Consider the following 13,090-nt stretch of genomic DNA (forward strand, 5'->3'; position numbering starts at 1 on the left):
CTCTGGGAAAACCCGGTGACCTGCAGCTAAGAAGTGGCTAACGCGTCGGGGTCAGCGAACAATCTCTGCGGCGAGATTAGAGATGTTTCAAGGTAACAGATTCCGCGTCTCTGCGCAATAGTCCGGCAGGCCCAAATTATTCCTGACCGGAGGAACGCCGCACCGGGCAACAGCCAGGGCGATTGCCGAAACTTGTGCGCGAAAGTCCTCCGGTAAACTTCGTGGCGGGAGACCCAGCCCCTTACAGCCCGCTAAAGATTGGGCAAACGGGGGAAAAATGACAAAATGGAATGTCTAGCGAGAAAGATAAGGAAGTCCATGCCCATTCCTGGTGATGCCCTGTCACAGTCGATTGCGCCCGCCGCCACCGACCCGTCCCTGATTCGTAACTTTTCGATTATCGCCCACATTGACCACGGCAAGTCGACGCTGGCGGATCGGATGCTGCAGCTAACCGGTGTCGTATCGGACCGTGAGATGCGTGCCCAATACCTGGACCGGATGGACATTGAACGCGAACGCGGCATCACCATTAAATCCCAAGCCGTGCGGATGCCCTGGCAGGTAGGCGACACAGCCTACGCCCTAAACATGATTGACACCCCAGGTCACGTGGACTTTACCTATGAAGTCTCGCGTTCGCTCGCGGCTTGTGAAGGGGCGGTCCTGCTGGTGGACGCCTCCCAAGGCATCGAGGCGCAAACCCTGGCGAACCTCTACCTGGCCTTGGAGGGGGACTTGACCATTATCCCGGTGCTGAACAAGATTGACCTGCCCGGCGCGATGCCGGAAAAGCACGCCGAAGAACTGGCGAACCTCATCGGGTGCCAGCCCGAGGACTGCTTGCAGGTCTCGGGTAAGACCGGGGAGGGCGTACAGGCTCTGCTGGACGAAATCGTCTCCCAGGTCCCGCCGCCCTCCGGACAACCCGACGCCCCGACCCGCGCACTTATTTTTGACTCGGTTTATGACACGTATCGCGGGGTCGTGACCTACGTGCGCGTCATGGACGGAACGCTCAATGCCCGCCAGAAAATCAACATGATGTCCACCGGCACCACCCACGAACTGCTGGAACTCGGCGTCATCAGCCCGGATCCGATTCCCACAAAAGGTATCGGGGCGGGCGAAGTCGGCTACCTCATTACCGGGGTGAAAGACGTGCGCCAATCCCGCGTGGGCGACACCGTCACTTCTGCGGAAAAGGGCGCTCGCGAACCTTTGCCGGGCTACCGCGACCCGATGCCGATGGTGTTTTCGGGGCTGTACCCGATTGACGGAACCGATTTCCCGGTGTTGCGTGACGCGCTGGACAAGCTGAAGCTCAACGATGCGTCGTTGACTTTTGAACCGGAATCATCGGCCGCCCTGGGGTCGGGTTTCCGTTGCGGTTTCTTGGGTTTGCTGCACCTCGAGATTATTCGCGAGCGTCTGGAACGCGAGTTTGATCTGGTGCTGATTTCTACCGCCCCGAACGTGGAATACGTGGTGGTGGCGGAAGACGGCACGGAAACTCACGTCATGAACCCTTCTGAGTTCCCCGAAGGAAAGATTAAGGAAGTGCGCGAGCCGGTGGTGGCCGCGACCATCCTGACGCCCTCGGACTTTGTCGGTCCGGTCATGGAACTGTGCCAGGATCGGCGCGGCGCCATGAAGAATATGGAGTACCTGAGCTCGGATCGGGTGGAACTGCACTACACCCTGCCGCTGGGCGAGATTGTTTACGACTTCTTTGATCAGCTGAAGTCCCGCACCAAAGGTTACGCCTCGCTGGATTACCACCTGGACGGGACGGCTCCGGCCGACCTGGTGCGGGTGGACATTTTGCTGAACGGGGAACAGGTTGACGCGTTTTCCGCCATTGTTCACAAGGACAATGCCTACAGTTACGGGACCGCGATGGCGACGAAGCTGCGCAAACTCATTCCGCGCCAACAGTTCGAGGTGCCTATCCAGGCCGCTATCGGCACTCGCATCATCGCCCGGGAAAACATTCGGGCGCTGCGCAAAGACATGCTCGCCAAGTGCTACGGCGGCGACATCAGCCGGAAACGCAAACTGCTGGAAAAGCAAAAGGCCGGCAAGAAACGCATGAAAGCCATCGGGCGTGTTGAGGTTCCCCAAGAGGCCTTCATCGCCGCGCTTTCCAACGAGGAGCCGAAAAAATAATGGGCAAAACGATTCGAGCCGACGCCCAGTCCGGTGGGAACGACGAAACTCCTGACCGCCAGCGGCCTTACCCGCGGGTCAGAACCTTTGCTCGGCGCGGGGACCGCATGGGCCAAACTCTGGAACAGACGTTTGAAAAGTACAAAGACGCCTACCTGTTGGACGTGAAACGCGGGGCAGGGCCGACGATGGCGGCCGAGGGGGAGCGCTTGGACCCCCGCTTCGTGTTTGGCCGCGAAGCTCCACTCATTGTCGAGGTCGGCTGCGGTAACGGTGAGCAAATCACTCACGCTGCCGCGCTGCACCCGGAAAATAATTACTTGGGATTTGAAGTGTGGCTGCCGGGGGTGGCGAAAATCGTGTCCTCCGCCGTGCGCAACTACGACGGCTTGCCCAATCTGAAAGTCGCGGACGTCGACGCCCTGCAAGCTCTGCCCATTCTGCTGGGTGAGGCGACGGTACACGAGATGTGGACGTTTTTCGCTGACCCGTGGCCGAAAACTCGCCATCACAAGCGGCGTCTGGTGGCGCCGGAGTTTGCGGCCATCGTCGCCCGGCTGCTGGAAGACGGGGGGCGGTGGCGCCTGGCGACCGATTGGGACGACTACGCTTGGCAGCAGCGTGACGTGGTTGAGTCCACCCTCGGATTGTCTAACCCGCACGTTGGCCAGCGTCCCGATGTCAACGATCCACGGGGCCAGCGCGGCGGTTTTGCGCCACGTTTCGACGGTCGGGTGGTGACGGCGTTCGAGCGCCGGGCCGCCCGAGAAGGCCGTGACGTGCATGATTTGTGTGTGGTGCGCCTGGCGCGCGGCTCGGCGGAAGAACGTGAACAGGCGGCGTCGTTCCAGGTGACGGCCCGTTTGGGGCGGGTTAGCGCCACGGAGAAGCCCGCCGAGTCCGGATTTACGCCCAGCGAGCCGTGGTATGGGGCGGACGAAGCCTGATGAGTTCGCCGCGCACGCTCTGTGCTTACGTGCATGTGCCGTACTGCCTGCGGCGTTGCGGCTATTGCGATTTCAATACGTACTCGAACCTGTCGCTGGGGCCCGGCGTGGAGGGCTACGCTGCGGCGTTGCTCCGTGAAGTCGGCCTGTATGCGCCGGATTGTTCCGGCGCTGAGGCAGTGCGCCGGGACTTGGGTCACCAGGACGGGGGTCACAAGGGCGGTGTCGGTGGCGTCGGCCCCGGTGGTGTCGGTGGTGTTGGTGCTGTTAACCAGGACGGTCGCGCCCTGACCAGCGTGTTCTTTGGCGGGGGAACCCCAACAGTCTTACCGGCTACCGATTTGGTCCGAGTCTTGCGCGGCCTGAGCGAGGCTTTCGGGCTGGCACCCGAGGCGGAAGTAACGACCGAGGCAAACCCCGACACGGTGACGCCGCAGTATTTAGAAGCCCTGGCGGCGGGCGGTTTTACGCGGGTGTCTTTTGGAATGCAGTCGGCCATTCCCGCCGTGTTGGCGACTTTGGACCGGACGCATCAGCAAAAGCACCTGGTGGCAGGCGTGCGGGCGGCGCGTGCGCAAGGGCTCGAGGTCAGCGTGGACCTCATCTATGGCACGCCGACAGAGAGCTTGGCGGATTGGTGGGCGTCTCTGGATGCCGCACTGGAGCTAGGGGTGGACCACGTGTCCTGCTACGCCCTGGTTATCGAGCCGGGCACCGCGCTGGGACGCGCCCTCGCGCAGGGTGAAATTGCCCCGGTAGACCCCGACGATCAAGCGGATAAATACGAGTTGGCTGATGAGACGCTCAGCGCGGCGGGCCTGGAATGGTACGAGATTTCCAACTGGGCGCGCCCGGGCCACGAATGCCGTCACAACCTGGCCTATTGGCGTGACCAAGATTGGTACGGTTTCGGGCCCGGCGCCCACTCCCACCTGGGCAGCACGCGATTTTGGAACCTGCGACACCCCGCGAAGTGGATGCAGTCCCTGCAGGCGGGCCACCGGCCTGTTGACGGCCAGGAAATCATCACCGGCGAAAGCGCCCGCCTGGAAAAACTCCTGCTGAATCTGCGCCTGCGTCAGGGCCTGGACTTGGGTGAATATGCCCGAGAGTTCGGGGTCGACGCGGCGGCGCTGCTTCGTGAGGTGCACGAGTTAGCTGGGGAAGGCTTGCTGGACGACGCGCTGCTACCCTATACTTCGGCCAGCGGCGCGGGTCGAGCGGTGCTGACCCGGCGCGGCCGACTGCTGGCCGACACGGTCATTCAACGCCTGGCGGGGGTGTCATAGAGGGCGGCCCGGCTGTGAACGTTCGCGACACACCGCAGTCGAACTTCCCACTTAACATCCCACTTAACTTCCCCAAGTGTTACGTTAAGTGGGAAGTTCGGGTTAAGTACCAGGCGCAAAGGGGCGCCAAAGACCGGTTGACGTGGTCTTATAGTGTCTGGCGGGGTGCGGGCGCCTGAACATCCTCGCCGCGTCCGGTGAAAAACTCTGGATAAAACTGGCGAAAAACTATGGATAAAACTAGCGAAAAACTATGGATAAAACTAGCGAAAAACTCTGTATGGAGAGGTCATGTACACTCGGGCGGGTGGGGTGATGGTCGTTCCGTTAGCGGCCCTGCGAAACTAAGCACCGCGTGGTGGAGAGCGGGGCTGCGGGCAGGATTTGTTCGGACATGGTGGTCAAGATTTGGTAAAGCAAAAAAAAGATTTGCTCGTTAGCGACCCTGTGACCAGCGCTTTGAGGCGCTGACCTGCAATTATGGAAAATCACTGGAATGTATGCGAGGTTTCGCTGAAATGAAGCCAAAAGGCTCAGAATTGGACGTGTGTAGCCGAACAAATTACATGAGTGTTCGGAACACTGTGCTGACCCCGTCCGGAAGGGGCAGTGCGCGAATCCATGGATGGTATTCGAGGAGGATAAAGTGGAGACATACAGCCACGTTGTGAAGAAGATGCGCCGCGCGGGCATTGTGGGTCTGTTTGCGGCTGGTTTAGCTTTTACGGGTGTCGCCCCGGCCAATGCTATTAGCGGGGGGAACTTTCAAACCCAGGACCTGGGTCAAAATGGTCAGGCGGTGGCCCTATTGCAAGTCCCTGTCCCAGGAGCTTCCACCCTGGCGTATCGGAGCTGTACAGGTGTGCTGACAAAGCCTGACGAAGTGCTGACCTCGAACGACTGTTTCTCGTTCTCGAATGACCCGTACAAGGACGTGTTTAATCGCAAAAACTCCACTATGGAGGCCTTAGCTCAACAGACCGCGCGGATTACCTTCGGTAAGGATGCTGTGAGCAATACGAATGCGGATAAGCGCGTGTATTTCTCCGTGCGTGTCGAACCGTTCAATCCCACCACTCTGGGCTTGGCAGTGGTACAGCTGGATCGTCCGGTAGAGGGAATCACTCCGGTGACGAAAGCTGAGGGCATGGCCAAGGATGGCGATGGCTTGAACATGGTGGGTTGGGAATCGACCGACTTTGTGCCTCATCCGGGTTCGTTCACCAAGAACATCACCAGTTCTGATTTGCGCATCGCCTACTATCTCGGTGGCGGGAAGGGATACTACAGTTCTCCCCAGTCGTGGCAGACTTTCTTGGATCAAAACAGGACTATCCCGAAGCTGGATATGCCGGGAATCAACGACAAAAACGGGGTGGTTCCGGCTTTTGCCCTAGCGGGATGGCGTCCGGCAAAAGAAGTCAATAAGGAACTCGGTACGCCCGTGCTGACGGGGGACGGCAAGCTACGGGGTATCCTGGTGGGCTACGATGCTGCGGGCGACGCGGTGTTCCTGGATGCCGGTGAACCAAGCATTGCGGACCAGATTTTCCGCGACCACACCCCGCCTGTTTTGGTCAATGCGAAGGACGCTGAAACCGAGGCGGCTCTGGCGGCTCAATACAAAAACTTGCGGGATATGCTGTGCTCCGCTCCGGCCAACGATGTAGAGACCGCTGTTCACGACGCAGCTAAAGCCGACTTTAAAAAGGCAGAAGACAAGTATTTAGCGCCCGATGGTGCCAAAGCAAAGTACGACAAAGAGAAACCAACTTATGATACGGCCAAAACGAAGTATGAAGCAGCCAAAGCAACACATGACGCGGCTGCGTTGGTTTGGCAAAAAGCTGAGGAAGACTGGACTCAAGCTCAGAATGACTATGATGAGGGTTTAATCGATGACACTGCAAAGGCGGCCGCTTTGGTCGCCTATAGCGCGGCTCGGACTGCGTGGAAGCAGGCGGAAGACACTTTCAAGACAGAGAAAGCTGCTTGGGGTAGGGCAGAGTCTAATTTTAAGCCTTTTAAAGAGGCTTATGAGGCAGCCGAAAAGGATTATAAAGCTGCCCAAAATGCTAAGAAGAAAGCAGACACCGAATTTAACTCCACCACAAAGAGAACTCCTATTCTGGATAAATTGGATAAGCGCTCGGCTGAAGCAGCGACCGACGCAGCCAATTTGGTCAAAAGCTACAACGAGGCGGTGGGTAATGACCCAGCTTGGGTTTACAAAATCGTTCCGCCAGCACCTGACCCCATGCACGCCCCGGTTTATGGCCTTACGACTGTAGACGATCCCCTGTATTTCCCGAACATGGCTACTGACCCAATGACATGGTCACAATACTGTCAATCAACAGAAGGGGAAGACACCCTCGATATGTCGATGCTGTTCAAGCGTTCCGTGGCTGACCGGGCGGCATACCAGGCCGAAAAGGACAAGATTACCCAGCGTGTCAAGCAAGCTGAAATGGAAAAGAATTTGGCCGACCAGGAATTAGATAAGGCTAAAAAACTGGAGGAAAAGAAACGTCAGCTGTTCAATGTTGATATTGCTGATCAACAGGCCAAGAAAGAGTACGAAGATGCGCAGGCTGCCACGAAGGTAGCTCAGCAAGAAGCTGACGCAAAAACTTCGGCTTGGGAAGTGTTGAAAGACCTGGAAGATCAGATTGTCAAGGGTCTCGATCCGGTCATTTTGGATGCTGAAAACGCTACCAAGAATGGTCTGGCCAATACCGCCAGCATGGTCAAAGCTGCTCAGGACAAGTGGATTGGTGAGGACACCGCGAAGCAGAAGGCGTTCGAAGCTGCCTTGGACAAATACCTGGAAGCCAAGAAAAAGAAGTATCTCTATGAAAAGGCTGTAGCTGAAAACGCTGACATCAAAGCTGATAATGCTTCGCATTGCCATCCCAATCCTACCCAGCCTTCCGAGATTATTTGCGATGCGCCAGACTATCCCAGGCCCCTAGTGCCGGAAGATAAGCTGAGTGCCGCGGAGGAGGAAATCCTCAAGGTAGATCCGAAGGATTCCTACCTTAAACCCGGTGCTGCGGATGCAAAGATGGATCGTGACCTAGCGGGGATTAAAGATTACCTGAACAAGGCTGTACCCATCATGCTGGAATCGCGTTACCAAATCTGGAATATGAAGCGCATGACAGAAATGCTGCAAAAGGGTGAAAGCCTGAACGATTCCGACAAACAGCAGATGCAGCAGGAAATCATTGACATCCTGAAGAAACAGACTGACCTGGGAACCAAGATTCGTACCCAGCACGGCAAGATGCAAGAGTCGTGGAACGAACTGGAGAAGCTCTATGCGTCCCTGCCTCAGGAAGTTAAAATCCAAATGGACAAGAAGGGCTACAAAGAGGCTGTTAAGAAGTACAACGACGCCAAGCTGTCCTACGGGGGTGCCGAATCTGATTTGGCTAACCTGGCTGAAGTGCAAAATGACTTGGCTGACGCAAATACTGCCGCCAAGATGGAGTCCCTGTTAAAGAAGGCCAGCAACGCTTACGCTAACTTGACCGACATTCTGCGTTCCTTGGAAGATGCCACAAATGCACTGGACAAGATTAAGAACTATGGCCAAGCCGTGGTGGATGGCAACGTGCCGAAGGATAAAGATCCCGACCCGACTTGGGGCATGACCGAGAAACAAAAGAAGGCCTACGAGGAGGCTTTGGCGAAACAGAAGGCCGCTGAAGAAAAGGCTGCCGCCTTAGAGAAGGCAGAAGCCGATAAGAAGAAGGCCGCTGAAGAAGCCAAGAAGAAGGCTGAAGAAAAGGACAAGAAGGCCAAGTCCGAAAAGGACAAGAAGAAGGACGAGCAGGACAAGGAACGTCTGGCTCGGGCGTTGTCCAAGAACACGCTGCGTGCCGATGGTTCCGACCGGGTGCTCACGGCTATTGCCGCCTGGAAGATGGGTAAGTTCCCCGGCGACTCGGTAGTCCTGGTGGATGGCAACGTTCATGCTGACGGCTTGTCCGCCACCCCGCTGGCCGCGGCTCTGCACGCCCCGGTCCTGTTGACCACGTGGAAGACCGGTCTGGAACCAGCGCTGCTGGATCAGCTGAAGGTCTCCGGAAAGAAGAACATCTATCTGGTCGGCGGTCAGGTGCCGATGAACCCCTACGACGAGTTCGAACTGAACGAGGCGGGGATGACGGTACACCGCATTGCCGGGCCGGATCGCTTTAGCACCGCTGTGTCTGTAAACCAGATGACTGAACCGCTGGTGGGTGCTGCCCCCCGGAAGCCTTTGAACCTGTACATTGCTGACGGTGTCGGTTTCCCGGATGCTTTGGTTGCCGGGGCTGCCGCTGGACGCACCGGTTCCCTGATGCTGTTGAGCAAGGGTAAAACTTTGGATCCGAATACCTTCGGCTATATCTCGGCGTTGGGTCAGACCCGCCCGTTGACGATTACGGCGGTTGGTGGTCCGGCAGTGCATGCCGTCCGGAACACCCCGTGGCCTACGACCATGTCGGTGAATATTAAACCGATTATGGGCAAGGATCGTTACGAGACCGCGGCTCTCACCTCGGGTACGCAGGCGGGAACGACCGCGGCGGTGCTGGTCACCGGTCAGGACTTCCCGGATGCTTTGTCCGGTGGTGCTTTGGCCGTGGATCAAAATGCGGCTTTGGTGTTGACCAAGACCGAAGAACTGCCTCCGTCCTCTTACCAGGCGTTGCGGCGCTACGGCTCGAATAAGACCATCGTGGTTGGTGGTCCGGGAGCGGTCAGCGCGAAGGTGGCCGAACTGGTCAACGGCGCGGCTCTGGAAAACCCAGATTCCGTCAACGTGACCGGAACACTGAAGGAACGCGAGGAAGTGAAGGCGGCTGCGGAGGCGAAACTGGCCGAGCTGCAAGAACGGAAACTCGAAGCCATTAAGAAGGGCGATTGGGATGCTCTGGCCGAAATAGAGAAGGAGAACCAGAAGGCTCAAAGCGCTTTGCGTCGCTACAGTACTCCGAGCCGGGCGGCTGCTGGGATGCGCACTCCGGCCAGCGCTGGAACAAACAACTCTCTGGATTATGTCCAGAGCCTGCTGAGGTCCGGAAACTCGATGCAGGACGTGTTCAATAAGATGGGCGTGAGTTCCATCAGCGAGTTGGCACACCTGATAAACACGGGTTCTCCAACCGCGGCGAGCATGCCGTATCCTAATCCGACATTCTCCTGATGAGACAGATTATCCGGCCGGGTGGGCAACCATCCGGCCGGATTGCATTTGCCATCATTAGGGGTCACAAGACCGGAATGCTGGTAGTTGGTGCCGGGTTCGCTCCCGGCTGTGGTAGCCGAGCGTGCACTGTAGGCGAGTACGCGTTGTAGCCGAGCGTTTAGTCCTTGGTGAGGGGAGAGGGCGTGAGCGGGAACGGCGAGTTGTGAGGCGGCAAAATGCGGGCCAGAATCCCGCCCAGGATGGCCGTGGCCACCAACAGGGAAGTCAGGATGGCGGAGGCCGTTCGCATAGCCACGTCCGCATCAAAAGCCACCAGCAGGAATGGCGCCGTCACCCCTACAGCCAGGGTCGCCCCCGCTTCGGAACCAATGATTTCCCCGGCCACTATGGACAGAACCAGGGTAAAAGCCAGCAGTATCATCATGGAGGCACCGCCTCCGGCCAGGAAGTTGCGGGGAGCCGGCAGGGCGACTTTCAGGAACCCCGCCAGCCACCAGGCTCCGGCCACGGTCGAAGCCACGTAAGCAACAATCAGCAGCGTCCGCACTCCGGCGTCCTGTAGCCAGTGTGGACGAGGCGCGCTCAAAAAGGCTGCGACCAGTACCGCAACCCAGACCACAGCGCCCAGCTCCACGATTCCCCACGGAGAAATCAGCAGCAGCAAGAAAGTCACCACAACCATCACAATCGGAAAGATGAGTTGACGCAAGGATTGGGTGCGTGAGGACGAACGGCGGGTAGAGCCGTCCTCCGAGACCTCCGCGGTCGCTTTGGCGGTCGTCTTCCAGGATTCCCCGTCCGTGGAACGCATTTTCTTCAAAGTCATCTGGCTGATTTTTGGAGCTGAGAATACCGCCGCGCTCCCGGCCAGCAACGCCGTCGGTATCAGCACCAGCAGCATCTGGAACAGTAGGAAATGGTTGTCGGCATAGACGATAGTTCCGGCCGTGATCAGCAGGGCCACCGTAGTCATCGGCAGTCCTTGAATCGAGTTGCTCCAAGACTCGCGCCGAGCCGGGGTGACTTGGCGTCCGCAGACGATGTGCAGAGCGGTGAAATACTTCTCCATCAGCCCGGACTCGATGAGAGTTCCGGCCACACCGCCCCAGATGAGGAGGCCCACAAAATTGAAGTTAGCGAAGGGCGTGACAACGCTCAAACTGGCTGAAAGCAGTGAGTCAGGGCTTGCGGTAACGATGAGGGTGCCGACCAGAGACGGCAGGCCGAGGGCAAAAATGACGGGCACCCGGGCCAGTAGCAGGACCGCAGCCAGGATGATGACAATCAGGGCGGCAATAGTTCCGGTCATTTGGTGCCTCCTTTCCGCGGGGTTTTTCCTTTGGGGACGATAGTGGGTTGTCCGGTAGTCCCCGGTTTCACGGAGGTGACTTTCAAGCGCTGCGGGGCAGGTTGCGTGCCGCGGGAAGCTCCCGCGGTTTTCGCCGCGGTCTTTGCTGCAGATTTTGCCGCAGTCTGTGCCGAAGGCTGTGGTTTCGTGGTGGTTCGGGTTGTCTGGCTGGGTCGAGTGCTCATTACCGGCCGAGGTAAAGGCGAGCTGACGGAATCATCGGAAAGTGCCTTGAGCAGGAGGACCAGCGAACGAATCCCCAAGACCAATAAAGTTAGACCTAAAATCAGTATTGGAATGAATTGAATAGCCAGGGGAATCCCGACAATCATCAGGGGCTGCCCACCCGACACAAAGCAGGCGTAACCGCCGAGGAACAGGATAACCAGGGCAAACAGTATCGTGGCCAGCGATTCCAGGAGCACACTGAATCGGGGCTGCGCGCCCGAAAAAGCCAGGCGGGGCAATCCCCAGGCTAGATAAGCCCCAATAATTGCGGCCACCGCCGCCCATACCGCCAGCACCGCCGCGTACTGTTCCACCGCCAACATGAGCTTTAAAGCCGGCGAATTCTGATGGTTCAACCAGGTTTCCGGGGCAGCCAGAAACAGCCCGCCCTTTCCCAAATGAGCCCAGCGGGTCACGCCGTGAATAATGGCCAAAACTGCAGCCAGCGCCGACAGAACCATCATGGCCAGCCCGGTGTAGTTCAACCAAACGTTTTGCGATGAGGTTCCGGCATCAGCGGAACTGACAGCAGACGAACTGGCCGAAGGGGCCTGGTTCGCTTCGTTTTGTTGGCTTGCCGCGGGACGGGACGCACTCGGTTCAGGACGTGAGGAAGATGAAAAATCTGGGCTCATGTTTAGATTTTACAAGGACAAAGGAGGCAAGTGTGGACAAGCGCGGGGAAAACCGCGAGGCTTGCGGTCTTTTGGGGCGTGCGGTGGGAGTTTTGTGCCGAAGCGGGGTAAGATTAGCAATCGGAGGTTGTGAGTGCTAACGCGAGTTAGTCGGGAAGCTAACGGTTGGGCAATCTCAGGGATAGGAACAGGAGGAACGATGGCAGACAAGGCGGCGAATCGACGTCTCGGGGTGCTGCGGGCCATCGTTTCCGACTATGTCGAAACCCAAGAACCGGTCGGCTCAAAGTCCCTGGTAGAGCGGCACTCGCTGGGAGTTTCCGCCGCGACTATACGCAACGACATGGCCCAGCTGGAGGAAGAAGGCCTGATTCGCCAGCCCCACACTTCTGCGGGTCGTATCCCCACCGACAAGGGATACCGCTACTTTGTGGACCAAATCGAGGCTATCAAACCGCTTTCCGCCCCGGAGAGAAAGGCCATTACAGAATTCTTTACCTCCGCGGTGGGGCTGGAGGACGTGATGGAACGCACCGTGCGCCTCTTGGCCCAGATGACGCACCAGACGGCAGTTGTGGAGTTCCCGGCGTTCAACCCCTCCGGGCTGCGGCACCTGGAACTGGTGCGGTTGGGGGCGGGGCCGGACTGCAAAGTGCTGGCCATCATTATTTCCGAAACCGGACGGGTGGATCAGATTCTGGTGAGTCTGCCCCACGAGGTCAGCGAGTCAGATCTCAGTTCTATCGGCACCCCGCTCACCGCGGTGTTTTCCCAGTCCGATATTGCTGCGCAACGGGCGGCTTTGCAGGAATGGCTGGCTACCGTGGGCAATCAAGCCCTGCGGGAAAACGCCACCATCTTGGCACAAAACATTGCCGCCGCCCTGGAACAAGGCGCGGTCGAGACACGGATTGTGATGGCGGGAATGGCGAATCTGTCGCGTTCCGGGGCGTTCACCGAAACCCTGACCGCCCTGGTGGAAGCGTTGGAAGAACAGGTCGTACTGCTGAAACTATTCGGTGAAATGCGCGAAGCCGAGCCGGTAAACGTCATTATCGGCGAGGAATCCGGCCACGAGGTGCTGAAAGAAACCGCCATCGTATCCTCCAGCTACGCTCCGGCCGGTGCCGGTCAAGCCCATGTGGGAGTCATCGGACCCACCCGGATGGACTATCCCGGCTCGATGAGTTCGGTGCGGGCGGTAGCGAGGTACCTGTCACGAATCTTAAACCAGTAAATCCAGAGCCACCCGGGGAAACGACCGGGAGACT

The 13,090-nt window shown here is 58.2% G+C and carries 7 protein-coding genes; 5 read left to right on the top strand and 2 right to left on the bottom strand.

The annotated features are described in order from the left end of the window. The first annotated feature begins 318 nt into the window (after nt 1-318). The 4 genes from lepA (at nt 319) to Q0V70_RS08485 (ending at nt 9,605) form a co-directional block, all read left to right on the top strand. Complete coding sequence (gene lepA, locus Q0V70_RS08470; protein WP_297590705.1) at nt 319-2,169, top strand: translation elongation factor 4; 1,851 nt, start codon at nt 319-321, stop codon at nt 2,167-2,169. Further along, complete coding sequence (gene trmB, locus Q0V70_RS08475) at nt 2,169-3,116, top strand: tRNA (guanosine(46)-N7)-methyltransferase TrmB (protein ID WP_297590708.1); 948 nt, start codon at nt 2,169-2,171, stop codon at nt 3,114-3,116. The genes lepA and trmB overlap by 1 nt, the downstream gene beginning before the upstream one ends. Then, nucleotides 3,116-4,405, top strand: a complete 1,290-nt coding sequence (gene hemW / locus Q0V70_RS08480) for a radical SAM family heme chaperone HemW (protein WP_297590711.1) — start codon at nt 3,116-3,118, stop codon at nt 4,403-4,405. The genes trmB and hemW overlap by 1 nt, the downstream gene beginning before the upstream one ends. A 646-nt stretch (nt 4,406-5,051) precedes the next feature. Continuing rightward, nucleotides 5,052-9,605: a cell wall-binding repeat-containing protein gene (locus Q0V70_RS08485; protein WP_297590714.1), complete on the top strand. Its 4,554-nt coding sequence runs from the start codon at nt 5,052-5,054 to the stop codon at nt 9,603-9,605. 160 nt (nt 9,606-9,765) lie between these two features. Here the strand turns inward: Q0V70_RS08485 and Q0V70_RS08490 are convergent, their stop codons facing one another. Both Q0V70_RS08490 and Q0V70_RS08495 read right to left on the bottom strand, forming a co-directional pair. Further along, complete coding sequence (locus Q0V70_RS08490; protein WP_297590717.1) at nt 9,766-10,917, bottom strand: hypothetical protein; 1,152 nt, start codon at nt 10,915-10,917, stop codon at nt 9,766-9,768. Next, on the bottom strand, nt 10,914-11,819 hold the full coding sequence (locus Q0V70_RS08495; RefSeq protein WP_297590720.1) for a hypothetical protein: 906 nt from the start codon (nt 11,817-11,819) through the stop codon (nt 10,914-10,916). The genes Q0V70_RS08490 and Q0V70_RS08495 overlap by 4 nt, the downstream gene beginning before the upstream one ends. 199 nt (nt 11,820-12,018) lie before the next feature. On the opposite strand from Q0V70_RS08495, the gene hrcA reads away from it, so the two are divergent. Continuing rightward, nucleotides 12,019-13,056: a heat-inducible transcriptional repressor HrcA gene (hrcA, locus tag Q0V70_RS08500; RefSeq protein WP_297590723.1), complete on the top strand. Its 1,038-nt coding sequence runs from the start codon at nt 12,019-12,021 to the stop codon at nt 13,054-13,056. Nucleotides 13,057-13,090: the final 34 nt, after the last annotated feature.

Origin of the sequence: uncultured Mobiluncus sp. (assembly GCF_947087965.1) — a bacterium.
Classification (GTDB): domain Bacteria; phylum Actinomycetota; class Actinomycetes; order Actinomycetales; family Actinomycetaceae; genus Mobiluncus.

Bases quoted from the DNA above. Each gene is read 5' to 3' on its own strand.
- trmB (WP_297590708.1), top strand. From the start codon at position 2,169: ATGGGCAAAACGATTCGAGCCGACGCCCAGTCCGGTGGGAACGACGAA.
- hemW (WP_297590711.1), top strand. From the start codon at position 3,116: ATGAGTTCGCCGCGCACGCTCTGTGCTTACGTGCATGTGCCGTACTGC.
- Q0V70_RS08495 (WP_297590720.1), bottom strand. From the start codon at position 11,819: ATGAGCCCAGATTTTTCATCTTCCTCACGTCCTGAACCGAGTGCGTCC.
- Q0V70_RS08490 (WP_297590717.1), bottom strand. From the start codon at position 10,917: ATGACCGGAACTATTGCCGCCCTGATTGTCATCATCCTGGCTGCGGTC.
- hrcA (WP_297590723.1), top strand. From the start codon at position 12,019: ATGGCAGACAAGGCGGCGAATCGACGTCTCGGGGTGCTGCGGGCCATC.
- lepA (WP_297590705.1), top strand. From the start codon at position 319: ATGCCCATTCCTGGTGATGCCCTGTCACAGTCGATTGCGCCCGCCGCC.